This is a genomic window from Lysobacter humi (ex Lee et al. 2017) (assembly GCF_054781815.1).
The window spans coordinates 257,472-283,523 of the sequence record NZ_BAAGTR010000001.1 but is presented as its reverse complement, the minus strand read 5'-3'; the positions used below and the strand labels follow the sequence as shown (position 1 = coordinate 283,523).

Here is a 26,052-nt window from a genome sequence, read left to right as displayed (position 1 = left end):
GTGCTCGCGACGAGCCGTCCGTGGTGATCCGGGCGCAGGACGCTCCGCGTGCGACCACCGCTGCCGCACCCGCCGCAGGGATGCGGGCCGCGCTCGCCCAGGCGATCGCGGCGCACCGGTTCGCGAATGCGCCGGACCGCGGCGGACTGATGACGTATCCCGCGCAGCGCGTGGTGCGCCACGACGGCGCCTATACTTGGCATCGCACGGACCTCAGCGAGGCGCATGCGCGAGCGGCGGTCGGCGGCGAGCTGACGGTGCCGCTGCCGTCGGGTGAGCAGCTGCGCTTTCGCTTCAGCCGCGAGGCCGCGCACGCCTCCGGCGACTGGACCTGGGTCGGCTCGCTCAACGGCGATCCGTCGCAGCGCGCGATCATCACGTTCGGCGAGAAGGCCGCGTTCGGCCTGATCGACCGGCCGGGCGAGGAGCCCCTGCGCCTGACGATCCGCGACGGTCGCACCTGGCTGGTCGAGACGGATCGTCGCCGCCTTGCCGGCATCGTCAACGCCGCCACGCGGCCCAGCGGGCGCGACTTCCTCGTGCCGCCCCGTCTCGCGGGCACCGCCGCGGCGTCGCAGCCGATGCTCGCTTCCGCGGCGGTCGGCGCGGCCCCTGCGACCGCGGCGAATACCGTCGACGTGGTCGTCGGCTACACGACGGGCCTGGCGAGCGCTCTCGGTGGCGATTCGCAGGCCGTGACGCGCATGAACCTGCTCGCGGAGGTCACCAACGAGGCCTACGCGAACTCGCAGATCGACGCGCGCGTGCGCATCGTCCACACCGTCAAGGTGAGCTACACCGACGCGAACAAGAACGACACCGCGCTGCAGGAGCTGACCGGCCACACCGGCAGCAGCCAGACGACGCCCAACGCCGCCTTCTCGGCGCTGCGGGCGGCGCGTGACCAGTACGGCGCGGACCTCGTCTCGCTGGTGCGCAAGTTCAACGATCCCGAGAACGACGGCTGCGGCGTGGCCTGGATCAATGGCGGCGGCAATCAAGGCAAGATCACCTCGGGCAGCGCGTTTTTCGGCTACTCCGTGGTGAGCGACGGCGAGGACAAGGGCACCGACGGCAATACCTACTTCTGCCGCCAGGAGACGTTCGCGCACGAGCTCGGCCACAACATGGGCGCGCAGCACGACCTGGCCACCGCCGACGACAACAACAACGGGACGCTCGAGACCGACGAGATGGGCGTCTTCCCGTACGCCACGGGCTACAAGACGGGCGCGGCGAACGGCAACTTCTACACGATCATGGCCTATGGCGATTCGGGCCAGTCGCGCTATCGCGTGTTCTCGAACCCGCGCATCACGCTCTGCGGTGGCCGCGCCTGCGGCGTGGAGAACCAGGCCGACAACGCGCGTGCGCTGAGCCAGACGATCCCGCAGGTGGCCGCGTTCCGCGCGATGGTGGTGCCGCTGCCGAACTCGACTCGGCCGGCACGTGGCGATGCTAATGCCGACGGGAGATCCGACGTTCTCTGGCATGGCATTGACGCCCAGGGGTTCCAGCCATGGTTGATGAATGGCGCCGCATGGTCCTACGGTCCCGTAAGTGCGATCTCGAACGTCTATCGAGTCGGTGCGACCGGCGACTTCAACGGAGACGGTCGTGCCGACATCCTTTGGCATGACACTGGACGGACCCAGTTGTGGGCCTGGATCGCGACTGCGAACGGGACGTACTCGGTGATTTACCTGCGCGATTACCCCGCTGGCTGGCACCCGGTTGCCACGGCGGATGCCAACGCCGACGGCCGATCGGACATTTATTGGCACAGTCCCAGTGCCCAAGGCATGCAGGTCTGGCTGATGAACGGTGCGAACTGGACCTATGGGCCGGTGCACCGGATTACCAGTGAGTACCGTGTTGTAAGCATTGGCGACTACAACGCGGATGGGTATGCCGATGTCCTCTGGCGTGATATGGCGGAAACCACATTGTGGCAGTGGCAGGCCAGCCCCTCAGGTGGGTATGGGGTCATCTACATGCGCGATTACCCGCGAGGCTGGACGGTCGTGGGAACGGGTGATCTCAATGCTGATGGGCGCGAAGACGTGCTGTGGCATAACGTCGGGCCCAACGGAGGAAGCGTCCAGGGTTGGAACATGCAGGGGGCCAGTTGGACCTACGGTGGCGTCAACTCGATTTCGCAGATTTATCAGCCGGTCGCGACGGGGGACTTCAATGGCGATGGGCGTATGGACGTCCTGTGGGTAGGCGATAACCAGGTATGGACTTGGACCGCGAACGCGAACGGCTCCTTCGCTCCCACGTACCTGCGTGGCCAGCCCAGCGGTTGGCAGGTGCGTAACCAAAGCATGCCGAACTACGGTTTCTGACTGCTCGCCCGAAATACAAATGGCCCGCATTCGCGGGCCATTTGTATTACAGCATCTGGTAATTCGGCCCCGCTCCACCCTCCGGCGTCACCCAGTTGATGATCTCGTACGGGTCCTTGATGTCGCAGGTCTTGCAATGCACGCAGTTGGCGGCATTGATCTGCAGGCGGCGGCCGGTGCCCTCGCTCGAGGCGTCCTCGACGATCTCGTAGACGCCCGCGGGGCAGAAGCGCGTGCAGGGGTTGCCGTACTCCTCGACGCAGCGGGTGACGCAGATCGACGTGTCGAGCACCCTGAGGTGCACCGGCTGGTCTTCGTCGTGCTCGGTGGCGGCGAAGTAGACGCCGGCGAGGCGATCGCGCGGGGCGAGCGTGCGCTCGCCGTAGCCGCGGTCGGGTGACTCGTACTCGGCGAGCTTCTCCATCTGGCACCAGTCGGGCGCGTTCTTCAGCGTCCATGGCGACTTACCACGCGTGACCGTCTCCCACGCCGCATTGAGCAGGCCGAACCACAGGCCGCGCTTGAAGGCCGGCTTGACGTTGCGGACCTCGTGCAGCTCGCGCATCGCGTCCGAGTTCCGGAGCTTCGCGTCCCAGCCCGCGGGCGACAGCGCATTCGCCGCGAGATGCTCGGCCGCGAGCATGCCGGAGCGGATCGCCTGGTGAGTGCCCTTGATCTTCGGCACGTTGAGCAGGCCCGCGGTGTCGCCGATCAGGATCGCACCGGGCATCTCGCACGTCGGCAGCGACTGCCAGCCGCCGGTGACGATCGCGCGTGCGCCGGCGGAGACGATGGTCCCGCCGTCGAGCAGCGGCTTCACCGACGGATGGTTCTTCCATTGCTGGAAGGCTTCCCACGGGCGGTAGTTGGGGTCCTTGTAGTCGAGGCCGCTGACATAGCCGACCGCGATGCGGCCCTTGTCGAGGTGGTAGAGGAAGCTGCCGCCGTAGGTGCGGTTGTCCGCCGGCCAGCCGAAGGAGTGCACGATCTTGCCGGGCTTCACCCGTTCCTCGGGCACCTGCCACAGCTCCTTGATGCCGATGGAGTAGGTCTGCGGATCATGGCCCGCGTCGAGCGCGAACTGCTTCACCAGGCGCTTGGTCAGGTGCCCGCGCGCCCCTTCGGCGAGCACGGTGACCTTCGCGCGGATGTCGATACCGGCGGTGAAGCCCGGCTTGTGCGAGCCGTCCTTCGCGATTCCCATGTCGCCGATGCGCACGCCGACGACTGCGCCCGACTCGTCGTGCAGGGTCTCGCTCGCGGCGAAGCCCGGGTAGATCTCGACGCCGAGTGCCTCGGCCTGCGGCGCGAGCCAGGCGCACATCGCCGACAGGCTCACGATCACGTTGCCGTGGTTGTTCATGCCGGGCGGCACGGGGAGCTTGCGGCCGCCGGTCTTCGTCAGCAGCCAGAACTCGTCCTCCGTGGCCGGCACGCAGACCGGCGGCGGGTTCTCGCGCCAGTTCGGCAGGAGCGCGTCGAGCGGGCCTGTCTCGATGACCGCACCCGACAGGATGTGCGCGCCGATGGTGGATGCCTTCTCGATCACGCAGACGGAGAGCTCCGGGCTCACCTGCTTGAGGCGGATCGCGAAGGCCAGCCCGGCCGGCCCCGCGCCGACGGTGACGACGTCGTACTCCATCACGTCGCGTTCGATCTCGGGACTCGTGCTCATGGAACTCTCCGCGGGCTGACCCGCCATTGTCGCGGTTTGGCCCGGAGGCGCCAATGCAGGCGTGCTAGCGTCGCCGGCGTGCGACTGGACCTGCCCGACGCGGACGTACGCCTCGAGCCCGGCTGGCTCGAGCCCGGCGCGGCCGACGCACTGTTCGCGGCCTTGCTCGGCGAGGTGCCGTGGCGCTGCCATCCGGTGCGCCTGTTCGGCCGCGAAGTGCCGTCGCCGCGACTCAGCTGCTGGATGGGCGACCCCGGGGCCGCGTACCGGTATTCCGGCGTGCGCCACCTGCCGGAGCCGTGGCGTCCGGCGCTGGCGCCGCTGCGCACGCGGCTTGCCGCGGAGCTCGGCGTGGCCTTCGACAGCGTGCTCGTCAACCTCTATCGCGACGGCGCCGATGCGATGGGCTGGCATGCGGACGACGAACCCGAGTTGGGGCCCGCGCCGGTGATCGCGTCGGTCAGCCTGGGCGCGACCCGCCGCTTCGCACTTAAGCATCGCGCATCCGGGGCCCGCCACCACGTCGAACTACCGCACGGCAGCCTGCTCGTGATGGCGGGCACGACACAGCAGGCGTATCGCCATGCGCTGCCCCGCACGCGGCGGCCGGTCGGTGCGCGCATCAATCTCACCTTCCGTCGGGTGGCCGGCGAGGCGGCGCGCCGGGCACCCCGGGGCGGGGCCTGACGCGGCGCCCGACCTCGTGGTCAGTGGCTACGGGAGACGCGTTGTCCTCAGGGCGCCGCCCACGCGCGGCAGAGTAGGGTGTCGAGACGATCGGCAGGCTGTGCAACGGGCGCGGGAGCGCTTGTCACCTCGTGACCGCAGCTCAGCGCCCGCGGCCCGACCCGCCCGATGCGACCGTCCAGTCGGCCACGTCGCGGCTGACGCGCGCGAGCGCGCGGTCGAAGGCATCGACCACCGCCGGTACCGCGGTGCCCGCGGCCGGCTCGGCCTGCACGAACACGCGCGAGGCGACGACGTCCGCGGACTTCGAATGCAGCAGCTTCGCGCTGACCTCGATCGTCGCACTCGGCACGGCCGCGCCGGCGTAGTCGGCCTCGAACCGCCGGATGTCGAGCAGCAGCCGGTAGTCGCCGACGATGCCGCTGCCCGCGCGCGCCACGGCTGGAAGCCGGCCGGAATCCTCCAGCGTGCGCAGCAGGGCGCGCTCGAGCATTTCCGCGGGGCGCTGCGCCCACGTGCCGTCCTTGTAGACCTGCAGCTCCTGCGGCGCAGGCCGCACGGCGATGCGCAGGCTGTCGTACGGCCGTGCCACCTGCACCGGTGCGAGCACCAGCTGCCAACCCGCGGTGGGTCCCGCGGTCGCGGCGGCGGTCGGCGATGCGCCGATCGGGTCGTACTGCGGCGGCTTGTCCTTCTTGCCGAGCAGGCCGCAGCCCGTGAGGGCGGCGAGCACGCCGGCGAGCGCGAGCACGCGCGATGCGCGCACCACGAGCGGGAAACGGGCGGGGTGCGGACTCATTTCGGCTCGAACTCCTTGGGCGCGTCGCGGCCGAGCAGGTAGCCGCCCGCGCCGCCTTCCAGGCGGTCGGTGACCTGGCGCAGGTCGCGCACGAGCGCGCGCAGGTCGGTCAGCGTCGGGCCGACCTGGCTCAGGCCTTCATTGGTGAAGCTGCTGATCGCCGCGCGGTTCTCGTTGACGATGCCGTTGGCGCCGTCCGCCGCGGACTCGAGCTTGGTCAGCGTGCTGTCGAGCTTGCCGACGAGGCCGGGCAGCTTGTTCGCGAGTTCGCGATCCACGTCGCCGACCACGTCGTTCGCACCCGCCAGCGTCGCCTTCAGTTCGGCGGCGGAGATCCGCGCGTCGGCGATGATCGCGCGCATGTCCTCGCGCTGCGCGGCGAGCGAGCCGGTGAGGGACTCGATGTTCGCCAGCGTGTTCGACACGTGGGCGATGTTCTTCTCGCTGAGGACGTCGTCGAGGCGCGCGACGAGGCGGTTCGCGGTGTCGGCGATGTTCTGCAGCGCCGAGGCCTCTGTCCTGATGATCGGGATGTCGCGACGGTCGACAGCCGTCAGGCGCGGCGACTTCGGGCTGCCGCCGGTGAGCTGGATGAAGGGCGGCCCGGTGATGCCGCTCTGCGACATCTTCGCGCGGGTGTCGGTCTTGATCGGGGCGTCGGCCTGCACGCGCAGGGTGGCGACCACGCGCCGCGGATCCTCGGGTGCGAGCCGGAGTGTCTCCACGGTGCCGACCGAGATGCCGTTGTACTGCACGGAGCTGCCTTCGGAGAGGCCGGTCACCGGCTCGTTGAAGACCACCGCGTACTGCTGCCAGTCCTTCTCCGAGGAATACTTCGCCGCCCACAGCGCGAACAGCAGGAGCACGGTGCTCGCGATCAGCGTGAAGGCGCCGATGAGGACGTAATTGGCCTTGGTTTCCATCAGCGCGTGTCTCCGCGTTCACGGGCCACCTGCGCCGCGCGGGCACGCGGGCCGTGGAAGTATTCCTGCACCCACGGGTGGTCCAGGCGCTCGATCTCCTCGATGGGCGCGGTCGCGATCACCTTGCGATCGGCGAGCACGGCCACCCGGTCGCAGATAGCGTATAGCGTGTCCAGATCGTGTGTGATGAGGAAGACCGTGAGCCCGAGCGCCTGCTGCAGCGTGCGGATCAGGTGGTCGAACGCCGCCGCGCCGATCGGGTCGAGGCCTGCGGTGGGCTCGTCGAGGAACAGCAGGGGCGGGTCCAGCGCGAGCGCGCGCGCGAGGCCCGCGCGCTTGCGCATGCCGCCCGAGAGCTGCGACGGCAGCTTGTCGATCGCGTCCGCGGGCAGGCCGGCGAGCTTGATCTTGAGCAGCGCGAGCTCGTAGCGCAGGGATTCGGGCAGGTCGCGGTGGTATTCCTTGAGCGGCACCTCGACGTTCTCGCCCACCGTGAGCGACGAGAACAGCGCGCCGTCCTGGAACAGCACGCCGGTATTGCGCTCGATGTGGCGGCGCGCATCCGGATCGCCTGCGCGCGCGTCGACGCCCAGCACCTCGATCTCGCCCTCGTCGGGCGTGCGCAGGCCGAGGATCGAGCGCATCAGCACCGACTTGCCGGTGCCCGAGCCGCCCACCACGCCGATGATCTCGCCCGGCATCACGTCGAGGTCGAGCGCGTCGTGCACGACCTGCTCGCCGAACCGGTTGCTCAGGCCGCGCACGCGGATGATGGGTTCGCGCTCGGCCATCAGATGCCCATCACCATGTACCAGAGCGCCGCGAAGGCATCGAGCACGATCACCAGCGAGATCGCCTGCACCACGCTCGAGGTCGTGCGCTCGCCGACCGATTGCGCGGTGCCCTGCACCTGCAGGCCCTCGAGGCAGCCCACCAGCGCGATCACCGTCGCGAACACCGGCGCCTTCGAGAGGCCGACCCACATGTGCTTGACCTCGATCGTCTCCTGCATGCGCGCGAGGTACTGCTGGGGCGGGATGTCGAGACCGAAGGCGCCCACCGTCAGGCCGCCGAGCAGGCCGGCGAGCATGGCCAGGAAGGTCAGCAGCGGCAGCATCACCAGCAGCGCGAGCACGCGCGGGATCACCAGCAGGTCGACCGGGTCCATGCCGAGCGTGCGGATCGCGTCGATCTCCTCGCGGCTCTTCATCGCGCCGATCTGCGCGGTGAACGCGCTCGCGGTGCGGCCGGCGAGGATGATCGACGTCAGCAGCACGCCGAACTCGCGCAGGAACGCGACGTTCACCAGTTCGACGACATAGATCTCCGCACCGAAGTCGCGCAGCACGTTCGCCCCGAGGAAGGCAATGACCGCGCCGACCAGGAACGACAGCACCGCCACCAGCGGCACCGCGTCGAGCCCGACCTGCTCCATGTGGTGCACGAGCGCGGTCGGCCGGAAACGCGTCGGCTCCTTGACCGTGCGCAGCAGCTTGACCAGCGTCTCGCCGAGGAAGCCCACCAGCGCCAGCACTTCCTTCCAGTTGTCCTTGACCGCAAAGCCGAGGCGGCCGAGGGCGGCGGCGACGCCGTACTCGCGGCGGCGCTTGGGGCGTTCGTCGGCGACGTCCTCGATCGCGCTCACCAGCGCGCAGTGCTCGTCGCGGAACTCGAACGACGAGAACTCCACGCCGCAGCGGCGCGAGTAGCGCAGCAACTGCAGCACGCCGAGCGAATCCAGACGCTCGATGCCGCGCGCATCCACGCGCGCGAGCCCGCAGGGCGCGGCGGACAACGCGTCGCCGATCGCTGCGGCATGGTCGATCGTCCAGTGCCCGACGAGGCGCACGGCACCGTCCCGCGGGTCGGCGTCGATCGAAGGCGGCGCGGGCGGGGAGGGCAGGGTCATGCGTCGCGCAGGAGCATACAGACTCGGCCGTCGCCGTACAGGCATGCGATCCTTCACCGATGACCGCCCCCCTGAGCGAGGCCAACTACGCCGCACGCATCGACTTCATGGTCGAGCTCGCGCAGCGCCTGCATCGCTACGGCACCACGTCGGACCGCCTCGAGGGCGCGCTCACCGCGGTGGCCACGCGGCTCGGCGTGGGCTGCGAGCCCTGGTCGAACCCCACGGGGCTGATCCTCACCTTCAGTGATCCCGGGCGCGCGACGGGCCTGCGCGACACCACGCGCGTGCTGCGGCTCGCGCCCGGCGAGGTCGACCTGCACCGGCTCACGCAGACCGACCATATCGCCGAGGAGGTGCTCGCCGGGCAACTCGATCCGGCCGACGCGCTCGCGCGGATGCGTGCGCTCGACCGTCCGCCCACGCGGCGCATGCGGCAACTCGAGGTGCTCGCCTTCGGCCTCGCCGCGGCGTCGGTCGCGGGGCTGCTGCGGCTGCCGTGGCTCGACATCGCCGTCGCAGGCGCCACCGGCCTGCTGATCGGCCTGCTCGCGCAGGCGGCGGAATGGATGCCGCGCGTGCGCGCGGGATTCGAGGCGCTCGCCGGCATGCTCGCGGGCACGATCGCGGTGCTCGTCGCGACCGCGATCGCGCCGCTCAACCAGAACACCGTGATCATCGCCTCGCTGGTCGTGCTGCTGCCCGGCCTGACGCTCACCAATGCGATGAGCGAGCTGACCGGCCAGCACCTCGTCTCCGGCACCGCGCGCTTCGCCGGGGCGCTCACGACCGTGCTCAAGCTCGGCATCGGCACGCTGATCGCGCTCTACACGATGGACCTCATCGGGCTGGTGCCCGACGTGCGCGCGTCGCGGCCGCAGCCCGCGTGGATGGAGTGGGTCTCGCTCGCGCTCGCCGCGCTCGCCTTCGCGGTGCTGTTCCGCGCGAGCTATCGCGACTATCCGAAGGTGATGCTCGCCGCCGCCTGCGGCTACCTGATCTCCAAGTACGCAGGGCAGGCCGCCGGCAGCCCGGCGGGCGTCTTCCTTGCCGCGCTCGCGATGACGGCCATCGGCAACGCCTACGCGCGCTGGTGGCATCGGCCCGGCGCGATCATCCGCGTGCCCGGCATCATCATGCTGGTGCCCGGCAGCGCGAGCCTGCGCGGGCTGCTCAGCCTGATCCAGCAGCAGGATATCGGCGCGGGACAGGCGGCCTTGCTGGCGGTGCTCAACACGCTCGCGGCACTGATCGCCGGTCTGCTGTTCGGAAACCTCCTGCTGCCGCCGCGGCGGAATCTCTGAGGCGACGAGGCCCTCGCGCGCCGCGACCTGTCGTCAGGCCAGCGGATGCGGGGCCGCTGCATGGGTTGGACGCCAGCTCAGCGGTGATAGTGCCTGCATCGCGTTCCGACCGCGGATTGCGTCTAACCGCACCTCATCGGAATGCGCTCGGCCCGCGACGCGTTGCGGTCGCATCGCTCAGCCGGAACGCGCCGTCCAGTATCGCCAAGCCCATGACGCAGCCGACCCGAGCGCGATGAGCCAGACCCCGACGATCGCCACCGCCATGGCCCGGCGCGTCGGTCGCGACGCGGCGGCGTCGGCCTGCAGCCGTGCGCGCTCGGCGACCTGCCGCGGCAGCAGGCGCAGCACGAACGCGATCCCGAGCGGCAGGATCAGCACGTCGTCGAGATGACCGAGCACCGGGATGAAATCGGGGATCAGGTCGATCGGGCTCAGTGCGTAGGCGGCGACGGCGAGCGCGAGCAGGCGCACGGCCCAGGGCGTGTCGGGATCGCGCGCGGCGTAGTAGACGACCAGCGTCTGGCGCTTGATCGTGCGCGCCCAGCCGCGCATGCGCCCGAGAAGTGGAGGCATGCGTTCAGGCTTCCGCGTCTGACGTGATCGCGCGATGAGCGCGGCCCGCCGCGCATCAGGCGATGCGGAATTCCTCGAGCGCGCGGCCCTGCGCCGTGTAGGCCGCGAGCCAGCGCGGCTGCTTGCCGCGGCCCGACCACGTCTCCGCGGCATTGGCGGGATTGCGGTACTTCGGCTCGACCTTGGTGCCGGCCATCTTCGACGGGCCGCGCTTGGCCCGCTTGGCGGGTGCGCGCGGGCCGGCGGGCGTCGCGGCCGAGACGCCGCTGCGTGCACCGAACAGTTCGGTGATCGAATAGCCCTCGGCGCGCGCGATCTGCTCGAGGCGCTTGCGCACGTCGGCGACCGGCTTGCGCTTCTTCAATGCCGCGCGGCGCTTGTTCGCCTGCGCGATCAGCGCTTCGAGCTCCTTGGCCGACATGCTGTTGAGGTCGAGTGCCATGGGGTTCTCCGGAAGTCGAAAAGAAAATAGGCCGCCGTTCGCGGGCGGCCCATCCTAGCGGGCGGCAATTGCCGGGTAAATCGCGGTAACTACGCGCTGGCGGCGACGCGCGCGATCGCTGCCGCACGATCGAGCTGCTCGGCCTCGCTCGCGCGCCGATGGCGGTATTCGAACGTGCCGGCCTGAAGGCCGCGCTCGCTCACCACGATGCGGTGCGGGATCCCGATCAGCTCGATGTCGGCGAACATCTGGCCTGCGCGAAGGCCGCGGTCGTCGAGCACGGCGTCCACGCCGGCCTGCTGCAGCTCGCGGTGCAGCGACTCGGCGGCCTCGGCCACCTCCGGCGCGTTCTTCGGATTGATCACGCAGACCGCCACCTGCCACGGCGCGATCGCTTCCGGCCAGACGATGCCGTTGTCGTCGTGGTTCTGCTCGATCGCCGCCGCGACGATGCGCGAGACGCCGATGCCGTAGCAGCCCATCGCCGGCGTCGTGGCGCGGCCGGTCTCGTCGAGCACGGTGCACTTCATGGCTTCCGCGTACTTGCGGCCGAGCTGGAAGACGTGGCCGACTTCGATGCCGCGCGCGATGCCGAGCGTGCCGGTGCCGTCGGGCGACGGATCACCGGCCACCACATTGCGGATGTCGGCGACGAGGTCCGGCTCGGGCAGGTCGCGGCCCCAGTTCACGCCCGCGAGGTGGGCGCCGTTCTCGTTCGCGCCCACGACGAAATCGGCCATCGCGGCGACCGAGCGGTCCGCGACGACGAAGATCGGCTTCGCCGGCGAGACCGGCCCCAGGAAGCCCGGCGAGGCACCGAGGTGCGCGCGGATCTCGTCCTCGGTCGCGAGGCGGTACTCGGTCATGCCCGGCAGCTTGGCGAGCTTGATCTCGTTGACGGCGTGGTCGCCGCGCACGAGCGCGAGCACGAAGCGCGGATTGTTCTCGGGATCGACGCCCATTACGGCGACGGACTTCACCGTCCGCGTGAGGTCGATGCCCAGCAGCGCGGCCACGTCCTCGCAGGTCTTCTGCGTGGGCGTGTCGACGCGGCGCATCGCCTCGCTCGCGGCGGGACGCCCGCCCGGCGAAACGGCTTCGGCCAGCTCGACGTTCGCCGCGTAGTCCGAGCCCGTCGAGTACGCGATCGCGTCCTCGCCCGAATCGGCGAGCACGTGGAACTCGTGCGAGGCGCTGCCGCCGATCGCGCCGGTGTCGGCGAACACGGCGCGGAACTTGAGCCCCAGGCGCGTGAAGATGCGCCCGTAGGCGTCGTACATGTTCCGGTACTCGCGGGCGAGGTCCTCGTCGGTGACGTGGAACGAGTAGGCGTCCTTCATCAGGAACTCGCGCGCGCGCATCACGCCGAAGCGCGGGCGGATCTCGTCGCGGAACTTGGTCTGGATCTGGAAGAAGTTGACCGGCAGCTGCTTGTAGCTCGCGAGCTCCTGCCGCGCGAAGTCGGTGATGACCTCCTCGTGCGTGGGGCCGTAGGCGTACCAGCTCTCCTTGCGGTCGCGGATCTTGAGCAACTGGCCGCCGAACTTCTCCCAGCGGCCGGTCTCCTCCCACAGCTCGCGCGGCTGGATGGACGGCATCAGCACCTCGATCGCGCCCGCGTTGGTCATTTCCTCGCGGACGATGCGCTCGACCTTGCGCAGCACGCGCAGGCCCAGCGGGCTCCACGTGTACACGCCGGCGGCGAGCTTGCGGATCATGCCCGCGCGCAGCATCAGCCGGTGGCTGACGACTTCGGCGTCGGCGGGCGTTTCCTTGGTGGTGCGGAGGTGGAACTGCGACAGGCGCATCGGCGGGCTTCAGGCGCGGAAAGGGCGCCATTCTGCCACGCGGGGGCGGCGGGGCCGCCGCCGCCGTGGTGCGTCGCTCAGCGCGTCTTCGCGGCCGCGGCGGTGGCCGCCGCGTTCGCCGCCGGCGCGTCGCAGTAGATCTCGATCTGGCCCTCGGCCATCTTCAGGCGGCCGGCGCGCTCGCTGGTGGTGAGCTCGCGATCGAGCTTGCCGTCGTTGTTGTCGTCGACGCCCAGCTTGCCGGTGCCCTGCAGCAGCTTGAGGTTGTTGCGCGCATTGCTGCAGTCGGCGTTGACGACCGGCTTGGCCGCGGCGACCGGCGCGGGCCGCGCGTCCATGCGACGCGTGGTGTGCTTCTGACCGGGCGGCGGCGCGTCGGAGTAGTGGGTCACGCCCTTGGCGTCCTTCCACTGGTAGAGCTCGCCGGCACCCGCGGCGAGCGCGAACGTGGCGAGGGCGAGACCGAGCGGCAACAGGGCAAAGCGGACGGGCCGGCGCATGGCGGCTCCAGGCAACGGGGGAACGGCCCGATTGCACCACCGCGCGACCCCGGGGGCAAGCGATACACTGCCGAAATGGAACCTGGTCCGCTGGAAACGAAGGCCCGCCCGCGCGCCCGCGGCATCTACCTGCTGCCCAACCTCTTCACCACCGGCGGCCTGTTCGCTGGCTTCTACGCGATCATCGCCGCCGCCCAGGGGCACTATCCGGACGCCTGCATCGCCGTCTTCGTGGCCGCGATCCTCGACGGCGTCGACGGCCGCGTGGCCCGCCTGACGAATACCCAGAGCGAGTTCGGGGTGCAGTACGACTCGCTGGCCGACCTGATCAGCTTCGGGCTCGCGCCGTCCCTGCTCATGTACCACTGGGCGCTCGCTTCGATGCGGCTCGACGGCGCCACGCCCGGCAAGCTCGGCTGGATCGTCGCCTTCCTGTACGCGGCCTGCGCGGCGCTGCGGCTGGCGCGGTTCAACTCGCAGGTCGGGCAGGTCGACAAGCGCTGGTTCATCGGCCTGGCGAGTCCGGCCGCGGCCGGGCTGGTGGTCAGTTTCGTCTGGACGTGCGCGGAATTCGGCTGGTCCGGCGAAGCCCTGCGCTATCCGGCACTCGCCGTGACGGTCGCCGCGGCGCTGCTGATGGTCAGCCGCCTGCGCTACTTCAGCTTCAAGGGCGGGGGGCCGCGCAACGACCGGGTGCCCTTCCTCGCCATCGTCGTGGTGGTCGCGGTGCTGGTGGCGATCGCCGTCGATCCGCCGACCGTGCTGCTCGCGATCACGGGCCTGTATGCGCTGTCCGGCATCGCCTACGCGATCTGGCGGCGCATGCGTCGGCCCGCCGAGGCGGCCGCATGAGCCTGCCCTGGACCCGCGAGCAACTCGACTGGCTCCAGGCCATGGGCTTCGACGTGCTGCGCCTGCAGGACGCGCCGGTGATCGCGCCCACGCGGGCGATCGCGCCCGAGCTGCCGGCCTCCGACGACGATGCGCCCCCGGCCGCGGGCGTGCTCCCGCCCGGGCTGGTTCGCGCCGCGCGGGGGCTCGAGCTCGGGCCGCTCATTGCGGTGCACGGCGTCCCGCGCGACGCCGCTGCCCGACGGGCGTTCTGGCGCGTGTTGCGCCCGCTGCGCAAGGCGCGTCGCGCCCCATGAGCGCACAGCCGCTTCCCGCTGCCGCCGCCTTGCGGCCGATGCGCGAGGCCGACGTCGACGCCGTCTTCGCCGTCGAGCGACGCGCCTACGAATTCCCGTGGACGGCCGGCATCTTCCGCGACTGCCTGCGCGCGGACTACATCGCCTGGGTGCTCGAGATCGACGGGCGGATCGGCGGCTATTTCCTGATGAGCCTCGCGGCCGGCGAGGCCCACGTGCTCAACATTTGCGTCGCGCCCGAGGACCAGGGCGCGGGGCACGGGCGCCGGCTCTTGCGGGCGCTGCTGCACCTGGCGCGCGCGCGGGGCGCGCAGCGGGTCTTCCTCGAGGTGCGCCCCTCCAACCTCGGCGCGATCGCACTGTACGACCGCGAAGGCTTCAACGAGATCGGGCGGCGGCCGCGCTACTACCCGGCCCGCGACGGGCGCGAGGACGCCATCGTGATGGCGATGGAGCTGCTGCCGCCGGAGTAGGTGGCGTCAGGGGCCGTGCGGGCGCGGCCGGCGCAGGTGGCGCGAACAGGCGTCGACCAGTCGGCCGACGCCGTACGCGGCGAGCGCGAGCACCGAGATCGCAACGAGCGCGAGCGGATGGCTCTCAAGCATGCTGTCCAGGATCACGGCGTGCCTCCTTCAGGCCGAGGATAACGCCGGGCGGGCCGCCGCGATGCCTGCATTGCGGTAGGCCCGGAAACCGTTCAGCCCAGTTTCGCGCGCTGGGTCGCCAGCGCCTCGCGCTGTGCGGTCCAGTCGACGAGGCGCTTGCGTTCCTGCTCGACGACCGCGGCGGGCGCATTGGCCACGAAGGTGTCGGAGGCCAGCTTGCCCTGCGACTTCGCGATCTCGCCGTCGACGCGCTTGAGCTCCTTGTCCAGACGGGTGCGCTCGGCGCCCAGGTCGACCAGGCCGTCCAGCGGCACGAGCAGCTTCAGCTCGCCGACCACGCCCGCAGCCGAGGCCGGCGCGGCCGTCGCATCGTCGAGCACGGCGATCGAGTCGAGCTTGCAGAGAAAGCGCAGCTGCGAGTCGAAGCGCGCGAGGCGGGCGCGGTCCTCGCCGCTGCCGCCGGCCACGAGGAGCGCGACCTGCTTCGACGGCGCGACGTTGAGCTCGCTGCGGATGCGGCGCACGGACGAGATCACGGCCTTGAGCCATTCGACGGACGTCTCCGACGATTCGAACTCGTCGTTGAGGTAACCCGGAACGTCGAGCTGCGTCGGATAGGGCCGCAGCATGATCGTCGTCTCCGCGATGCCGAGCTTCGGCGCAACCGCCTGCCACAGCTCCTCGGTGACGAACGGGATCAGCGGATGCAGCAGCGAGAGCAGGCGCTCGAGCACGTAGAGCAGCGTATGACGCGTGCTCGCCGCGGCTTCGGCGTCGTCCCCGGTGAGCGCGGGCTTGGCGAGTTCGACGAACCAGTCGCAGAACTGGTTCCAGGCGAATTCGTACAGTGCCTGCGAAAGTAGGTCGAAGCGGTAATCGGCGAAATGCTGCTCGGCCTCGGCGGCCGTGCGCGCGAGCTGCGCGAGGATCCAGCGCTCGGCGTCCGTCCGCGGCTCCGGCGTGCCCGACGCGGTGAAGCCGTCGGTGTTCATCAGCACGAAGCGCGTGGCGTTCCACAGCTTGTTGCAGAAGTTCTTGTAGCCCTCGGCGCGGCCGAGGTCGAACTTGATGTCGCGGCCGTGCGTGGCGAGCGCGCAGATCGTGAAGCGCAGCGCATCGGCGCCGAAGGCCGGGATGCCGTTCGGGAATTCCCTGCGCGTGGCCTTCTCGATCTTCTCGGCCATCTTCGGCTGCATCAGACCTGATGTGCGCTTGGCGACGAGGTCGTCGAGCGAGATGCCGTCGATGAGGTCTAGCGGGTCGAGAATGTTGCCCTTGGACTTGCTCATCTTCTGGCCCTGCGCGTCGCGCACCAGGCCGGTGATGTAGACGTCCTTGAACGGGACTTCGCCGGTGAAGTGGTCGGTCATCATGATCATCCGGGCCACCCAGAAGAAGATGATGTCGAAGCCGGTGACGAGCACGCTGGAGGGCACGTAGCGGTCGAAGCCGCGCTCGGCCATGAGCTGCGCGTTCGGCCAGCCCTGCGTGCTGAAGGGCCACAGCGCGGACGAGAACCAGGTCTCGAGCACGTCGCTGTCCTGCGTCAGCGTGACGTCCGTGGCGAGGTCGTTCTTGGCGCGCACCTCGGCCTCGTCGCGGCCCACGTAGACGCGACCGTTCGCGTCGTACCAGGCGGGAATGCGATGGCCCCACCAGAGCTGGCGCGAGATGCACCAGTCCTGGATGTTCTCCATCCAGTGGCGATAGGTGTTGATCCAGTTGCCCGGGACGAACTTCACCGCGCCGGTTTCGGCGAGCTCCAGACCGCGCGCGCCGAGCGTGTCCATCTTCACGAACCACTGGTCGGTGAGGTAGGGCTCGATCACCTGGCTCGTGCGGTCGCCGCGCGGCACCTGCAGTTTGTGCGGCTTGGTCTCCAGCAGCAGGCCCTGCGCCTCGAGGTCGGCGAGCACGGCCTTGCGCGCGTCGAAGCGGTCGAGGCCGCGATAGGCTGCCGGCACGCCGGCGTCGTCGACCACCTTCGCGTCCGGCGTGAAGATGTTGATCATCGGCAACGCATGGCGCTGGCCGACCGCGTAGTCGTTGAAGTCGTGCGCCGGCGTGACCTTGACCACGCCCGTGCCGAAGGCGCGGTCGACGTAGTCGTCGGTGATCACGGGGATGCGGCGGCCGGTCAGCGGCAGCTCGACCTGCTTGCCGTGCAGGGCGAGATAGCGTGGATCCTCCGGATGCACCATCGCCGCGGTGTCGCCGAGCATCGTCTCGGGGCGCGTGGTGGCGACGACGAGGTAGTCGCGCACCTCGCGCAGCACCTCGACGCCGTCCGCATCGTGCTCGACATGCTCGTAGGTGGCGCCGTCGGCGAGCGGATAGCGGATCGACCACAGCGAGCCGTCCTCCTCCTCGTTGACGACCTCGAGGTCGGAGATCGCGGTCTTCAGCACCGGGTCCCAGTTGACCAGGCGCTGGCCGCGGTAGATCAGGTCCTCCTCGAACAGGCGCACGAAGGCTTCGCGCACCGCGTCGGCGGCCATCGGGTCCATGGTGAAGACGCTGCGCGTCCAGTCGCCGGACGTGCCGAGCCGGCGCATCTGGCGCTCGATGGTGTCGCCGGACTTCTGCTTCCAGTCCCAGACCCTGGCGATGAAGCCGTCGCGGCCGAGCGAATCGCGCGTCTCCCCCGTGCCTTCGAGCGCGAGGTTGCGCGACACCACCATCTCGGTCGCGATGCCCGCGTGGTCGGTGCCCATCTGCCACAGCACGTCGAAGCCGCGCATGCGGTGGTAGCGGATCAGCGCGTCCTGCAGCGTGTGCTGGAACGCATGGCCCATGTGCAGCGTGCCGGTGACGTTCGGCGGCGGCAGCAGGATCGAATACGGTTCACCCGTGCCGCGCGGCTTGAACACGCCGCTCGCCTCCCACTGCTGGTACAGGCGCGTCTCGAACTGGGTGGGGTCGTAGCCGGGGGCGAGGGTGGTCATGGCGAGGGCGCGGTCGGTGCCCCGCGGACGGAGCAGGAATCCAGAGAGGGGGCGCGGGCCGGCGAGCGGTCGCGTGGATAGATCAGGATACCGGACGCGGCGCGGGCCCCGACGAGGTCGGCCGCGGCAGTACGCGACGGATCGCGCATCCGGGCGCAGCGGCCCTTGCGGATAGGAATTGGAGCGGATTCACTGTCGACATCCGAAGGGGGGATGGGCGAATGAAGCCGACGACGGTACTGGCACTGCTGCTCGCTGTGTTCGCACTGCCGGCGGGAGGCAGGGACGAGGACAACTGGGTGTTCCTCGGCTTCAGCAGAGATCACACCGCGTCCCTGCGTATTTCGCCCGATTCCGTACCGGCGGCCCTCCAGCTGCAGGAGCACGTCGAACTCGACCTTCTCGAGAGTGACGGGGTGATGGTCCAGTCCATCCAGGAAATCGTCGCCAACTGCCCCGCTGGAACCCTCCAGCGCGGCAAGCACCACTGGGAATACGGCCATTCCTTCCAGAAGACGGAGCGACTGCCGATCCCCGATCCGGTCGAGATCGTTGTCGACGCGTCGCCACGCGTGCCGTCCAAGGGTTCGTATGACGAGCTGGTCCTCCAGGTGGCCTGTTCAAAACGCGGGGAGGGGGCACAGGCCGGGCGGCCGCGACACATCTGGGCGTTCATGAACGCGGAACTCATCAATTACCTCAAGACGGCCGACCCCAGCTCGCGGCTGCCGACGGCGCAGGGGATCGCGATCAGCGGCGACTTCACCGCCACGGTGTCCGGCGAGACCCACCCGGTTCGCGCCCACCGCGCGCTGCGGGCGAAGTGCGCCGATGCGGGACTGGAGTGCGCGCAGATCTTCCTCTCGCGGCGCTGCTTGGCACTTGCCGAGGCGAGTCAGGGCGTCATCCCCGGCTTCGGCGACAATGCGAAGGCCGCGGCGGACGCCGCGATGGCGGCTTGCAAGGGCGAGGGCGGCACCGGATGCGCCCTGCGCAGCGAGGCCATGTGTCCCTGAGCGTTCGGCGTGCGACTGCGGTGCGCACCGGTCGCGCTCACATGTCGTGCTTCTTCAGCTCCAGCCCGCGCGCCTGGTACTGCTTCCAGCGCTCGCGCAGCGGGCCACGTGCGGACTCGTCCGCCGGTACGACCTCAAGAACACGGTCGAAGCCGCTCTCGACCGGTGCATCGCGCAGGTTGATCACCAGCGCACGCAGCGGCACGTCGGCCTCCGGGGGTGCGATCAGCACCTCGGCCTCGTCCTCGTCGTCCTCCGCGCCGGCGATCTGGTGCGGGATGTAGACGTCGTCCCCCATATCCCAGAGCAGGTCGTCGAGGGCCTCGGCCTGTGCCTGCGAGCGCGTCAGCACGAGCGTCGGCAGGCCGGCCGCGACCGACTTCTTGACGAGCTCGCACACCAGCCGCAGCGGCTCCTCGCGGAACCGCGGCGTGGTGATCAGGTAGAAGTCGGCGCGGGCCATCCGGTCGTGGCTGCCGGCTCAGGCCTGCGCGGCGCGATCCATCAGCCACTGCGACAGCAGGCCGACCGGCCGGCCGGTGGCCATGCCGCGCTTGCCCTCGTCGTTGGCGACGCCGGCGATGTCCATGTGCGCCCAGCGCTGGCCCTCGGTGAAGCGCGCGAGGAAGCAGCCCGCGGTGATCGCGCCGCCCCAGCGGCCGCCGATGTTGTAGACGTCGGCGAAGGTCGACTCGAGCTGCGTCTGGTACTCGTCCCACAGTGGCAGCGGCCAGGCGCGGTCGAACACCGTCTCGCCGGCCTTGAGCAGTTCCGCCGAGAGGTCCTCGTGCTTGCTCATCAGGCCGGTGGCGTACTTGCCGAGCGCGACGACGCAGGCGCCGGTGAGCGTGGCCACGTCGACCAGTGCGGCCGGCTCGAAGCGCTGCGCATAGGTCAGCGCGTCGCACAGGATCAGGCGGCCTTCGGCATCGGTGTTGCCGACCTCGATCGTCTTGCCCGCCATCGAGGTGATGACGTCGGAGGGGCGGTAGCTGTCGCCGTCGGGCATGTTCTCGACGGCCGGCACGACCACCACGAGGTTGATCGGCAGCTTCATGCCGACCGCGGACACGAACGTGCCCATGACGGTGGCGGCGCCGCACATGTCGTACTTCATCTCCTCGACGCCGCCCTGCGTCTTGAGGTTGATGCCGCCGGTGTCGAAGGTGATGCCCTTGCCGACGAGCACGTAGGGCTTCGCGTCGCCGCCGTTGCGGTACTGCAGCACCACGAGCTTCGGCGGGTTGGCCGAGCCGCGCGCCACGGAGAGCAGCGAGCCCATGCCGAGCGCTTCCATCTGCTCGCGGTCGAGCACCTCGCACGAGCACTCGGCAAAGCGCGCCGCGAATTCCTGCGCCTGCTGGCCGAGGTACGTGGGATTGCAGATGTTCGGCGGCAAGTTGCCCAGCTCGCGCGCGAACTGCACGCCCGCGGCGATCGCCTGGCCCTGCGCGAGCGCCTGCGCGTCGTCGCCCGCGACCGACAGCCGCGCCAGGCCCGGCTCGATCTTCGCCTTCGACTTCTCGCCCAGCGTGGCGGTGTAGCGGTAGGCGACGTGGTCGGTCGCGATGACGGCCTGGCGGATCGCCCAGGCGGCGTCGCGGTCCTTGACCGGCACCTGCGGCAGCGTGGTCAGCGCATGGCTGACCGGGCCGGCCTTGAGCGCGCGCGCGGCGTCGCCGGTCGCCTTGATGTACTGCGGCACGCCGAACTTCGCCGCGTCGCCGAGGCCGACGACCAGCACGCGCGGCGCGGTCACGCCGTCCAGGTCGTGCAGCAGCGCGACCTTGCCGGTCTTGCCCGAGACGTCGCCGCGCTCGATCAGCGCGCGGATGCGCCCGCCCGTGGCCTCGTCGATGGCCGTCGCCGGGCCCGCGAGGGTCTTGTCGGCGAAGACGCCGACGATCACGCAGTCGACGCTGGCGGAGGCCGGTGCATCGGAGAAGAGGTCGAATTCGAGGGCCATCCAGCGTTCCCGGGCAGTCAAAGCGGTCGTGAAGGGGGTTTTACGTACAATCGCCGACCCTGAGGGCCGACACCGGTCCGATCGGCCGGTCCAGCACCGGTCGGGCGAGGCAGTATCCGCCGGGCCGGTGAACGAACGAGTCTAAAGCAGCCCCCCAGAATGCTGAAATTCGACCGCTACCTCCTGTCCGAGTTCGCCCAGGCCACCTTCGCCACCACGCTGGTGCTGCTGATGGTCGCCTTCGGCGCGGTCTTCGCCGACGTGCTGCGCGACATCGCCGAGGGCACGGTGCCGGTCGACATGCTGCTGCCGCAGCTCGGCCTTCTGTTCGTGAACTGGATGCCGATCATCCTGCCGCTGGCGCTGATGATCGGGATGATGCTGGCGATCGGCCGGCTCTACCGCGACTCCGAGATGCCGGTGATCAGCTCGGTCGGCGTCGGCCCGCGGCGGATGCTGCGGCCGGTGCTCGCGCTCGTGCTGCCGGTGGCCGGCATCGTCGCGCTCTGCTCGCTGTGGCTCGCGCCGTGGGCCGAGCGCGAGGCCAAGCAGATGGTCAACGAGGCGAGCCGCAACCTGCTCGTCGCCGGGCTGGAGCCCGGCCGCTTCACCTCGATCGGCAATGGCGGCGTGGTGTTCGTGGGCCGGATGTCGACCGATGGCGCGCGCTTCGAACAGGTCTTCATCTACCGCCAGAAGGGCGAGCGGCTGGACGTGACGACCGCGAATTCCGGCCATCTCGAGGTCGACGACGAGGGCCGGCGCTACCTCGTGCTCGACAACGGTTTCGAGGTCGAGGGCCCGCGCGAGGGCGAGGGCCGCGACTACCGCCTGATGCGCTACCGGCGCAACGAGGCGCAGATGCCGGCCGCGTCGCGCCGCTACGATCCGAACGATCCGCGCCTGCTGAACACGCTGCAGCTGATGGCCGACGACCGCCGCGAGGCCAAGGCCGAGCTGCAGTCGCGCATCGCGCCGCCGTTCCTCACGCTCGCCTTCGCGCTGCTCGCTGTGCCGCTCGCGCGCAGCTCGCCGCGGCAGGCGCGCTACGGGCGGGTGATGGTCGGCTTCCTGACCTACCTCGTCGCCACGAACTTCATGCTGATGGGCACGAACTGGCTCGCCAAGGGCAAGATGCCGATCGCGCTCGGCCTGTGGTGGCTGGTGCTGCCGCTGCTGGCGATCGCTGCGTGGCTCTACTTCGGTGACGGCCGGATCCGCGCGCCACGCCGCCGGCTCGCCAGGGGCGCCGCATGACGCCGTTTCCGAGGATCCACGACGTCTACGTCGCCCGCGCGGTGCTCGGCACGGTGCTGCTCACGTGGACGGTACTGCTCGGCCTCGACGTGATGCTCGCGCTGGTCGGCGAGATCGGCGACGTCGGGCGTGGCGACTACACCTTCGGCCGCGCGCTCGCCTACGTCGCGTACACCGCGCCGCGGCGCGCTTACGTGCTGTTCCCGACCGCCGCGGTGATCGGCGCGCTGATGGCGCTCGGCCAGCTCGCCGCCTCGTCGGAGCTCACCGCGCTGCGGGCGCTCGGGCTGTCGCGCCGCCGGCTCTCGATCACCGTCGCGATGGCCGTGGCGCTGCTGACCGGCCTGATGGTGGTCAACGGCGAGACGCTCGGCCCGTGGGGCGAGCGCAGCGCGAACGTGCTCAAGCAGACGTCGAAATCGCGCGACACGGTGGTCGCGCGCTACTCGGGCCTGTGGGCGCGCGAGGGCGACGTGATCCTCAATGCGCAGGGCGGGCAGGAGCGGCAGGACGGCGGCACGCGGTACCTGGAGCTGCGCGACGTGCGGCTCTACGAGTTCGAGGACGACGGGCGCCTCAAATCGATCGCGCTCGCGCGCATCGCCGAGCACCGGCCCGGCGCCTGGCTGCTGCGCGACGTCACCCGCACGCTGTTCGAGGGCAAGACGGTGCGTCGCGTGCGCGTGCCTGAGGAGCGCTGGACGTCGAAGCTCGACACCACCGCGCTCACGGCCGACATCGACCGCCCGCGCTTCCTGGCAGCGGGCGAGCTCGCCGCCGCGATGGAATACCGCCGTCGCAACGGGCTCGACGAGAGCGAGTTCGCGCAGCACTACTGGGGCCGCTGGTTCTACCCGCTCAATGCGCTCGCGCTGTGCCTCGCCGCCGTGCCGTTCGCCTTCGGCACGCTGCGCAGCGGCGGCCTCGGGCGCCGGCTGTTCATCGGCATCGTCTTCGCGCTGGGGTTCTACCTGCTGCAGGAAGTCTTCGTGCGCTCGGCGCGCGCCTTCCAGCTCGACTACCGCGTGGCCTACCTCGCGCCGACGCTGGTCATGCTCGGTGTGTCGATGATCCTGTTCCGCAAGCGTTCGGGGTGAGCGGCGGCAATGGCCGCGCCTTCGCGGCGGGTTTGCTCGAGTCGACAAGGTCGGGCGACGCGCTGAGGCGCGCGACGCGACATCGCGAGTCCGCTCGGATCGGCGCCGGACGCGCGGATCGGCGGCATGAGCGCACGCGGCGCCGTGGTGATCCGGTCCGCGTCGCAGCTAGTGCGCGGGCTCGCGAACGAGCCGCGTCCCGCTCGCGCGGTCATGCCACGTGAGGCGGTCAGGATCGAGCCAGGCCCACCAGAAGCCGAGGCCGCCGGCAGCGAGCGCGAGCGAGCCCACCGCGTAACGCAGCCAGAGCGCGCGCGCCGCCGCCGGCGCACCCGTCGAATCGACCACGCGCAGCCGCCACGGCCGCATGCCGAGCGTCTGTCCACCGCGCCGCCAGCTCGTCACTGCATAAAGGCCCGCGATCGCCCAGCAGGCGAGCCAGAGCAGCCACTGCAACGGGCTGAACGGCGCGATGTTTTCGCGCGCATCGTGCCCGGCGACGTAATAGCCGAAGGTGACCACGCCCGAGGCGAGCATCCACAGCGCGAGCACCGGGAAGAGGTCGTAGACGAGCGCGGCCAGCCGCCAGCCGACCAGCGCGCGCGGCGGTGTATCGATCGATGCCATGCGTGAAGGATAGTCGCTAAGCTCGACGCATGACCTCCGAAAGCAGCCGTCGCGGCGCGGCGGGCGTGACCGCGCGCCGCCTCGCCGCCCGCGAATTGCCCGCGCTGCGCGAGGCCGACGCCGCGGTGATCGACCGCCACCTCGACGCGATCTGGGCCGAGACGGGCCTTTCGCCGGCCTCGCGTGCCAGCTACCGGCGCGACCTGGCGGGCCTCGCGCGAAGCCGCATCGCATCGACCTCGCTCGACCAGGCCACCGCCGACGAGCTCGCGGCGCACCTCGCCGGCCGCGCCCGCGCCGGCTACTCGCCGCGCAGCAATGCGCGCCTGCTGTCGGCGCTGCGCGGCTTCTACGCCTGGTGCCTGCGCCAGCGCCTGCGCGGTGACGATCCCACTACCCACCTCGGCACGCCGACCCTGCCGCGCCCGCTGCCGAAGGCGCTCACCGAGAGCCAGGTCGCCGCGCTGCTCGCGGCGCCGGACGTCGCGCACCCGGAAGGGCTGCGCGACCGCGCGATGCTCGAGCTGATGTACGCGACGGGCCTGCGCGTCTCCGAGCTGGTGGGGCTGCCGGCACCCGCGGTGAACCTGCGCCAGGGGGCCCTGCGCGTGACCGGCAAGGGCAGCCGCGAGCGGCTCGTGCCGATGGGCGAGGAGGCGCAGCACTGGCTGGAGCGCTACCTGCGCGAGGCCCGGCCGGCACTGGCCGCAGGCCGCAGCATCGCGACGCTGTTCGTCGCTGCAGGCGGCGATCCGCTCACGCGCCAGCAGTTCTGGTCGACGGTCAAGCGGACGGCAGTGGTCGCGGGAATCGACCCGGCGCGCATCAGTCCGCATGGCCTGCGCCATTCCTTCGCCACCCACCTGCTCAACCACGGCGCGGACCTGCGCGCGCTGCAGATGCTGCTGGGCCACGGCTCGCTGTCGACCACGCAGATCTACACGCTCGTCGCGCGCGAGAAGCTCAAGCAGCTGCACCGCACCCACCATCCGCGCGGCTGAGGCCGCCGTGCGCCCGCGGGGCGATGCCGCCCGTCCGCGCGATGGATCCGCCGCACACGCCCAGGTCGCGGCGCGCTATGGTGCGATCGGGTGTCCGGGCCGATGCACCCACCGCCGCGGCGGGACCACGGCCGCTCCGGAGTTCCCGTCATGCGCATCGCTCTCGCCCGCTGGCTTCTCCTCCTCGCTGCGCCGTCGGCCGTGCACGCCCAGGCCGCGCCGGACGCCGTGCGCGGCTTCTCGACTGCATCCGAGGTCTATGTCGATGCGGCCCGTGCCTATCGTCTCGACGACCGGGCGATGCCCCTCAAGCGTCTCGACGCCTACCTCGGCGAGCTCGACCGGCAGGCGCCGGTGGACCGCCTGATCCTCCGCGCCGGCAAGGCGCCGGTCACGGCGGACGAGATCGCCGACATGGCGGGGATCGCCACGCGACTCGGCGCGCAACTGCTGATCGAGCGCGACGGCGCGCTGGTACCGGCCGAGCCCGCGACGCGTTAGCCCTTGACGGCGTGCAGGGACGGGCGTGACAGAATGCCCGCCCGGCCGCGTCCGCGGTGCCACCGTCTTTCCACGATGCGGCTTCCGATCCGTTCGCTCCTCGCCGTCGCGCTCGCCGCGATCAGCCTCTCCGCCTGCGCGCAGGCGCCGTCGCCGTCGGGTGCCAAGGCTGCGGCCGCCGCGTCCGTCAAGCCGCGTGCCGGCACGCCGGACGCGCGCGCCATCGAGGCCGTGCGCTCGCTCAATCCGCGCGCGGTGGTCGACCAGGTCGGCGCGGCGCCGCTGCCGGGCTTCCGGGAGGTGATCGTGGACGGGCAGGTCGCCTACGCCTCCGACGACGGCCGCTACCTCTTCGCTCCGGGCGCGGGTGGCGCGCTCTACGACACGCGCGGGGCCGAGAACCTCACCGAGGCCTCGCTGTCGAGGATCCGCCGCGGCCTGCTCGCGAAGATCCCGGTCAGCGAGCGCATCGTGTTCGCGCCGGCGAATCCGAAGCATCGCGTCACCGTCTTCACCGACATCTCCTGCGGCTACTGCCAGAAGATGCACAGCGAGATCGCCGAGTACAACCGCCAGGGCATCGCGGTGGAGTACGTGGCGTTCCCGCGCATGGGCCTGGGCAGCCCCGACCACCAGAAGATGATCTCCGTCTGGTGCGCGCCCGACCGCCGCAAGGCGCTGACCGATGCCAAGAACGGCCGCGCTGTTCCCGCGCGCGACTGCAGGAACACCATCACCCAGCAGCACGACATCGGCCGCCGCGCCGGCCTGCAGGGCACGCCGATGGTGATCGCCGCCGACGGCACGCAGCTCGGCGGCTACCTGCCGCCGGCGCAGCTGCGCAAGGCGCTCGACGAGCTGAAGCCGGCCCGCGCCGGCGGCTGATCCGGGGCGCCGCCCCGCGGGCGGGTACAATGA

General features: G+C 70.5%; 26 protein-coding genes. 12 read left to right on the top strand and 14 right to left on the bottom strand.

Translation table 11 applies throughout. The features are described 5' to 3' along the window. Nucleotides 1-80 precede the first annotated feature (80 nt). On the top strand, nt 81-2,348 hold the full coding sequence (locus tag ACYVJJ_RS01255) for a reprolysin-like metallopeptidase (RefSeq protein WP_460830455.1): 2,268 nt from the start codon (nt 81-83) through the stop codon (nt 2,346-2,348). Between the two features lie 46 nt (nt 2,349-2,394). Here the strand turns inward: ACYVJJ_RS01255 and ACYVJJ_RS01250 are convergent, their stop codons facing one another. Beyond that, a complete protein-coding gene (locus tag ACYVJJ_RS01250; protein ID WP_460830453.1) occupies nt 2,395-4,023 on the bottom strand; it encodes an electron transfer flavoprotein-ubiquinone oxidoreductase in 1,629 nt (542 codons plus the stop codon). 78 nt (nt 4,024-4,101) lie between these two features. Between ACYVJJ_RS01250 and ACYVJJ_RS01245 the strand changes: the two genes are divergently transcribed. Then, on the top strand, nt 4,102-4,710 hold the full coding sequence (locus ACYVJJ_RS01245; protein WP_460830451.1) for an alpha-ketoglutarate-dependent dioxygenase AlkB family protein: 609 nt from the start codon (nt 4,102-4,104) through the stop codon (nt 4,708-4,710). 142 nt (nt 4,711-4,852) lie between these two features. Here ACYVJJ_RS01245 and ACYVJJ_RS01240 read toward each other — a convergent pair whose 3' ends face one another. From ACYVJJ_RS01240 to ACYVJJ_RS01225, 4 genes are read right to left on the bottom strand one after another with little or no spacing between them, the layout of a single operon-like run. After that, a complete protein-coding gene (locus ACYVJJ_RS01240) occupies nt 4,853-5,509 on the bottom strand; it encodes an ABC-type transport auxiliary lipoprotein family protein (RefSeq protein WP_460830450.1) in 657 nt (218 codons plus the stop codon). Continuing rightward, nucleotides 5,506-6,432: an MlaD family protein gene (locus ACYVJJ_RS01235; protein ID WP_460830448.1), complete on the bottom strand. Its 927-nt coding sequence runs from the start codon at nt 6,430-6,432 to the stop codon at nt 5,506-5,508. Before ACYVJJ_RS01235 ends, ACYVJJ_RS01240 begins: the two co-directional genes overlap by 4 nt. Then, on the bottom strand, nt 6,432-7,223 hold the full coding sequence (locus ACYVJJ_RS01230; RefSeq protein WP_460830446.1) for an ABC transporter ATP-binding protein: 792 nt from the start codon (nt 7,221-7,223) through the stop codon (nt 6,432-6,434). Before ACYVJJ_RS01230 ends, ACYVJJ_RS01235 begins: the two co-directional genes overlap by 1 nt. Further along, nucleotides 7,223-8,341 (bottom strand): ABC transporter permease, encoded by a 1,119-nt coding sequence (locus ACYVJJ_RS01225; RefSeq protein WP_460830444.1) that lies wholly within the window; start codon nt 8,339-8,341, stop codon nt 7,223-7,225. Before ACYVJJ_RS01225 ends, ACYVJJ_RS01230 begins: the two co-directional genes overlap by 1 nt. A gap of 59 nt (nt 8,342-8,400) precedes the next feature. Here ACYVJJ_RS01225 and ACYVJJ_RS01220 point away from each other — a divergent pair, with 59 nt between their 5' ends. Beyond that, nucleotides 8,401-9,645 carry a threonine/serine exporter family protein gene (locus ACYVJJ_RS01220; RefSeq protein WP_460830442.1) on the top strand — a complete coding sequence of 415 codons (1,245 nt, stop codon included), beginning with the start codon at nt 8,401-8,403 and terminating at the stop codon, nt 9,643-9,645. A gap of 177 nt (nt 9,646-9,822) precedes the next feature. Here the strand turns inward: ACYVJJ_RS01220 and ACYVJJ_RS01215 are convergent, their stop codons facing one another. The 4 genes from ACYVJJ_RS01215 to ACYVJJ_RS01200 all read right to left on the bottom strand — a co-directional run bounded on the left by ACYVJJ_RS01215 (nt 9,823) and on the right by ACYVJJ_RS01200 (nt 12,971). Beyond that, nucleotides 9,823-10,221, bottom strand: coding sequence for a YkvA family protein (locus ACYVJJ_RS01215; protein WP_460830441.1), 399 nt, complete (start codon nt 10,219-10,221; stop codon nt 9,823-9,825). Nucleotides 10,222-10,276: 55 nt separating this feature from the next. Beyond that, complete coding sequence (locus ACYVJJ_RS01210; protein WP_460830440.1) at nt 10,277-10,663, bottom strand: H-NS histone family protein; 387 nt, start codon at nt 10,661-10,663, stop codon at nt 10,277-10,279. An 89-nt stretch (nt 10,664-10,752) separates the two neighbouring features. After that, the gene (locus ACYVJJ_RS01205; protein ID WP_460830437.1) at nt 10,753-12,471 is read right to left on the bottom strand and encodes a proline--tRNA ligase; all 1,719 of its coding nucleotides are present in this window, start codon (nt 12,469-12,471) and stop codon (nt 10,753-10,755) included. A 77-nt stretch (nt 12,472-12,548) separates the two neighbouring features. Continuing rightward, nucleotides 12,549-12,971: a DUF4124 domain-containing protein gene (locus ACYVJJ_RS01200; RefSeq protein ID WP_460830436.1), complete on the bottom strand. Its 423-nt coding sequence runs from the start codon at nt 12,969-12,971 to the stop codon at nt 12,549-12,551. A gap of 75 nt (nt 12,972-13,046) precedes the next feature. On the opposite strand from ACYVJJ_RS01200, the gene pssA reads away from it, so the two are divergent. Genes pssA through rimI form a run of 3 tightly spaced genes read left to right on the top strand, consistent with a single transcriptional unit; the run spans nt 13,047 to nt 14,592 of the window. Continuing rightward, entirely contained in the window at nt 13,047-13,823 is a 777-nt protein-coding gene (pssA, locus tag ACYVJJ_RS01195) for a CDP-diacylglycerol--serine O-phosphatidyltransferase (RefSeq protein WP_460830434.1), read from the top strand. Beyond that, the gene (locus ACYVJJ_RS01190) at nt 13,820-14,119 is read left to right on the top strand and encodes a hypothetical protein (protein ID WP_460830433.1); all 300 of its coding nucleotides are present in this window, start codon (nt 13,820-13,822) and stop codon (nt 14,117-14,119) included. Before pssA ends, ACYVJJ_RS01190 begins: the two co-directional genes overlap by 4 nt. Continuing rightward, entirely contained in the window at nt 14,116-14,592 is a 477-nt protein-coding gene (rimI, locus tag ACYVJJ_RS01185; protein ID WP_460830431.1) for a ribosomal protein S18-alanine N-acetyltransferase, read from the top strand. The genes ACYVJJ_RS01190 and rimI overlap by 4 nt, the downstream gene beginning before the upstream one ends. Nucleotides 14,593-14,598: 6 nt before the next feature. Here rimI and ACYVJJ_RS01180 read toward each other — a convergent pair whose 3' ends face one another. Next, entirely contained in the window at nt 14,599-14,739 is a 141-nt protein-coding gene (locus ACYVJJ_RS01180; protein WP_460830429.1) for a hypothetical protein, read from the bottom strand. A gap of 77 nt (nt 14,740-14,816) precedes the next feature. After that, a complete protein-coding gene (locus ACYVJJ_RS01175) occupies nt 14,817-17,669 on the bottom strand; it encodes a valine--tRNA ligase (RefSeq protein WP_460830427.1) in 2,853 nt (950 codons plus the stop codon). 221 nt (nt 17,670-17,890) lie between these two features. Between ACYVJJ_RS01175 and ACYVJJ_RS01170 the strand changes: the two genes are divergently transcribed. Continuing rightward, the gene (locus ACYVJJ_RS01170) at nt 17,891-18,685 is read left to right on the top strand and encodes a hypothetical protein (protein ID WP_460830426.1); all 795 of its coding nucleotides are present in this window, start codon (nt 17,891-17,893) and stop codon (nt 18,683-18,685) included. Between the two features lie 37 nt (nt 18,686-18,722). Here the strand turns inward: ACYVJJ_RS01170 and ACYVJJ_RS01165 are convergent, their stop codons facing one another. Together ACYVJJ_RS01165 and ACYVJJ_RS01160 are read right to left on the bottom strand one after the other, a co-directional pair. After that, a complete protein-coding gene (locus ACYVJJ_RS01165; RefSeq protein ID WP_460830425.1) occupies nt 18,723-19,148 on the bottom strand; it encodes a DNA polymerase III subunit chi in 426 nt (141 codons plus the stop codon). Between the two features lie 18 nt (nt 19,149-19,166). Further along, entirely contained in the window at nt 19,167-20,651 is a 1,485-nt protein-coding gene (locus ACYVJJ_RS01160) for a leucyl aminopeptidase (RefSeq protein WP_460830423.1), read from the bottom strand. A gap of 159 nt (nt 20,652-20,810) precedes the next feature. On the opposite strand from ACYVJJ_RS01160, the gene lptF reads away from it, so the two are divergent. Together lptF and lptG are read left to right on the top strand one after the other, a co-directional pair. Further along, nucleotides 20,811-21,908 carry an LPS export ABC transporter permease LptF gene (gene lptF, locus ACYVJJ_RS01155; protein WP_460830422.1) on the top strand — a complete coding sequence of 366 codons (1,098 nt, stop codon included), beginning with the start codon at nt 20,811-20,813 and terminating at the stop codon, nt 21,906-21,908. Then, nucleotides 21,905-23,005 carry an LPS export ABC transporter permease LptG gene (lptG, locus tag ACYVJJ_RS01150; RefSeq protein ID WP_460830420.1) on the top strand — a complete coding sequence of 367 codons (1,101 nt, stop codon included), beginning with the start codon at nt 21,905-21,907 and terminating at the stop codon, nt 23,003-23,005. Before lptF ends, lptG begins: the two co-directional genes overlap by 4 nt. Nucleotides 23,006-23,173: 168 nt before the next feature. Here lptG and ACYVJJ_RS01145 read toward each other — a convergent pair whose 3' ends face one another. Continuing rightward, nucleotides 23,174-23,632 (bottom strand): RDD family protein, encoded by a 459-nt coding sequence (locus ACYVJJ_RS01145; RefSeq protein ID WP_460830418.1) that lies wholly within the window; start codon nt 23,630-23,632, stop codon nt 23,174-23,176. A 29-nt stretch (nt 23,633-23,661) separates the two neighbouring features. Between ACYVJJ_RS01145 and xerD the strand changes: the two genes are divergently transcribed. The 3 genes from xerD to ACYVJJ_RS01130 all read left to right on the top strand — a co-directional run bounded on the left by xerD (nt 23,662) and on the right by ACYVJJ_RS01130 (nt 26,019). Further along, nucleotides 23,662-24,633 (top strand): site-specific tyrosine recombinase XerD, encoded by a 972-nt coding sequence (gene xerD / locus ACYVJJ_RS01140; protein WP_460830417.1) that lies wholly within the window; start codon nt 23,662-23,664, stop codon nt 24,631-24,633. Nucleotides 24,634-24,783: 150 nt separating this feature from the next. Next, on the top strand, nt 24,784-25,134 hold the full coding sequence (locus ACYVJJ_RS01135; protein WP_460830415.1) for a hypothetical protein: 351 nt from the start codon (nt 24,784-24,786) through the stop codon (nt 25,132-25,134). A gap of 75 nt (nt 25,135-25,209) precedes the next feature. Then, entirely contained in the window at nt 25,210-26,019 is an 810-nt protein-coding gene (locus tag ACYVJJ_RS01130; RefSeq protein WP_460830413.1) for a thioredoxin fold domain-containing protein, read from the top strand. Nucleotides 26,020-26,052: the final 33 nt, after the last annotated feature.

Excerpts from the sequence above, each read along its gene's own strand:
- ACYVJJ_RS01255 (WP_460830455.1), top strand. The coding sequence starts at position 81 with ATGCGGGCCGCGCTCGCCCAGGCGATCGCGGCGCACCGGTTCGCGAAT.
- rimI (WP_460830431.1), top strand. The coding sequence starts at position 14,116 with ATGAGCGCACAGCCGCTTCCCGCTGCCGCCGCCTTGCGGCCGATGCGC.
- ACYVJJ_RS01145 (WP_460830418.1), bottom strand. The coding sequence starts at position 23,632 with ATGGCATCGATCGATACACCGCCGCGCGCGCTGGTCGGCTGGCGGCTG.
- ACYVJJ_RS01215 (WP_460830441.1), bottom strand. The coding sequence starts at position 10,221 with ATGCCTCCACTTCTCGGGCGCATGCGCGGCTGGGCGCGCACGATCAAG.
- ACYVJJ_RS01160 (WP_460830423.1), bottom strand. The coding sequence starts at position 20,651 with ATGGCCCTCGAATTCGACCTCTTCTCCGATGCACCGGCCTCCGCCAGC.
- pssA (WP_460830434.1), top strand. The coding sequence starts at position 13,047 with ATGGAACCTGGTCCGCTGGAAACGAAGGCCCGCCCGCGCGCCCGCGGC.
- ACYVJJ_RS01225 (WP_460830444.1), bottom strand. The coding sequence starts at position 8,341 with ATGACCCTGCCCTCCCCGCCCGCGCCGCCTTCGATCGACGCCGACCCG.
- ACYVJJ_RS01190 (WP_460830433.1), top strand. The coding sequence starts at position 13,820 with ATGAGCCTGCCCTGGACCCGCGAGCAACTCGACTGGCTCCAGGCCATG.
- ACYVJJ_RS01130 (WP_460830413.1), top strand. The coding sequence starts at position 25,210 with ATGCGGCTTCCGATCCGTTCGCTCCTCGCCGTCGCGCTCGCCGCGATC.
- ACYVJJ_RS01250 (WP_460830453.1), bottom strand. The coding sequence starts at position 4,023 with ATGAGCACGAGTCCCGAGATCGAACGCGACGTGATGGAGTACGACGTC.
- ACYVJJ_RS01230 (WP_460830446.1), bottom strand. The coding sequence starts at position 7,223 with ATGGCCGAGCGCGAACCCATCATCCGCGTGCGCGGCCTGAGCAACCGG.
- ACYVJJ_RS01210 (WP_460830440.1), bottom strand. The coding sequence starts at position 10,663 with ATGGCACTCGACCTCAACAGCATGTCGGCCAAGGAGCTCGAAGCGCTG.
- ACYVJJ_RS01135 (WP_460830415.1), top strand. The coding sequence starts at position 24,784 with ATGCGCATCGCTCTCGCCCGCTGGCTTCTCCTCCTCGCTGCGCCGTCG.
- ACYVJJ_RS01175 (WP_460830427.1), bottom strand. The coding sequence starts at position 17,669 with ATGACCACCCTCGCCCCCGGCTACGACCCCACCCAGTTCGAGACGCGC.
- xerD (WP_460830417.1), top strand. The coding sequence starts at position 23,662 with ATGACCTCCGAAAGCAGCCGTCGCGGCGCGGCGGGCGTGACCGCGCGC.
- ACYVJJ_RS01220 (WP_460830442.1), top strand. The coding sequence starts at position 8,401 with ATGACCGCCCCCCTGAGCGAGGCCAACTACGCCGCACGCATCGACTTC.
- lptF (WP_460830422.1), top strand. The coding sequence starts at position 20,811 with ATGCTGAAATTCGACCGCTACCTCCTGTCCGAGTTCGCCCAGGCCACC.
- ACYVJJ_RS01235 (WP_460830448.1), bottom strand. The coding sequence starts at position 6,432 with ATGGAAACCAAGGCCAATTACGTCCTCATCGGCGCCTTCACGCTGATC.
- ACYVJJ_RS01170 (WP_460830426.1), top strand. The coding sequence starts at position 17,891 with ATGAAGCCGACGACGGTACTGGCACTGCTGCTCGCTGTGTTCGCACTG.
- ACYVJJ_RS01240 (WP_460830450.1), bottom strand. The coding sequence starts at position 5,509 with ATGAGTCCGCACCCCGCCCGTTTCCCGCTCGTGGTGCGCGCATCGCGC.
- ACYVJJ_RS01165 (WP_460830425.1), bottom strand. The coding sequence starts at position 19,148 with ATGGCCCGCGCCGACTTCTACCTGATCACCACGCCGCGGTTCCGCGAG.
- lptG (WP_460830420.1), top strand. The coding sequence starts at position 21,905 with ATGACGCCGTTTCCGAGGATCCACGACGTCTACGTCGCCCGCGCGGTG.
- ACYVJJ_RS01205 (WP_460830437.1), bottom strand. The coding sequence starts at position 12,471 with ATGCGCCTGTCGCAGTTCCACCTCCGCACCACCAAGGAAACGCCCGCC.
- ACYVJJ_RS01200 (WP_460830436.1), bottom strand. The coding sequence starts at position 12,971 with ATGCGCCGGCCCGTCCGCTTTGCCCTGTTGCCGCTCGGTCTCGCCCTC.